The sequence below is a fragment of the Streptomyces sp. NPDC101166 genome (genome assembly GCF_044768125.1).
GTDB lineage: Bacteria > Actinomycetota > Actinomycetes > Streptomycetales > Streptomycetaceae > Streptomyces.
Window position 1 is genome coordinate 1 of the sequence record NZ_JBIWPF010000238.1, and the last position, 1,168, is coordinate 1,168.

The 1,168-nt window shown below is 67.6% G+C and carries 2 protein-coding genes; both read right to left on the reverse strand.

Annotation, left to right across the window (positions count from 1 at the left end; all coding sequences use genetic code 11):
- On the reverse strand, positions 1–680 hold a 680-nt coding region (locus ACIRS4_RS38030), incomplete at its 3' end, for a CNNM domain-containing protein (RefSeq protein WP_404204822.1).
- Positions 673–1,168: transporter associated domain-containing protein (locus ACIRS4_RS38035; RefSeq protein ID WP_404204824.1), on the reverse strand; the 496-nt coding region annotated here is incomplete at its 5' end. The genes ACIRS4_RS38035 and ACIRS4_RS38030, both read right to left, overlap by 8 nt.

A 1,168-nucleotide genomic window follows, 5' to 3' on the forward strand; every position in this document is an offset into this window, starting at 1 on the left:
GCCTTGGCCAGCGGCACCATCACATCGGCGACGATCCGATCGCTCGAGCCCAGCGCCTGCGTGAGGCGACGATGCTCCTCCTCGTCCAGCAGACCCTCGGAGCGCGATTCACCGAACATCTCGGCCAGCTCGTCCGACGACACCGTCGAATCCAGCTCGTCCTTCGGCTCGATCCGCAACGCCCGCAGCGAGATATTGGCCGCGAAGTTGTAGACCGCGATCAACGGCTTGGCCAGCCGCAGCCACATGAGGTGCAGCGGAACCAGCAGCAGCGCCATGCGCTCCGGACCGGCGAGCGCGATGTTCTTCGGGATCATCTCGCCGAGCAGGATGTGCAGGATCACCACGATCGTCAACGCCAGCGCGAACGAGACCGGATGCAGCAGCGAATCCGGCACGCCCACCAGATCGAACGGCTTCTCCAGCAGATGCGCCACTGCGGGCTCACCCACCCGGCCCAGCAGGATCGAGCAGATGGTGATGCCCAGCTGCGCCGCCGCCAGCATCATCGACAGGTTCTGGCCCGCCTCGATGACGGTATTGGCGCTGCGCTTGCCCTGCGCCGCAAGCGCTTCGAGCCGGTCGCGGCGCGCGGAGATCAAGGCGAACTCCGCACCGACGAAGAACGCGTTGCCCAACAGCAGCAGGAACGTCAACAGGACGGCGTACAGGTCACCCATGAGTCTGCTCCCAGATCGCGAGGGCCTCGGCGTCGATCGGCCGGATCAGAACGCGGTCGATGCGCCGCCCGTCCATGCGCTCGACCGTGGCGATCCAGCCGCCCCGGGTGTGGGTGTGCTCGAGCTGGCTGTTGCCGGGTTCGGGCAGCAGCACCTCGTCGCCGGTTTCGGGGATCCGGCCCAGACGGGTCAGGACCAGGCCACCCAAGGTTTCGTATTCACCCTCAGGCGGGTCGTATCCGGTGGTGCGGGACACCTCGTCGATGCGCATCAGGCCCGAGCAGTTCCAGCCGTTGGCCGTGCGGCGCACATCGAGTTCCTCCTCGTCGTGCTCGTCGCGCACGTCGCCGAGGATCTCCTCGATCAGGTCCTCCATGGTGACGATGCCCGCGGTGCCGCCGTACTCGTCGACCACCAGCGCCACCTGCATGCCGTCGCGGCGCACCCGCTCGAGCACCTCGTCGCCGTCCAGGCTGGCCGGCACCACG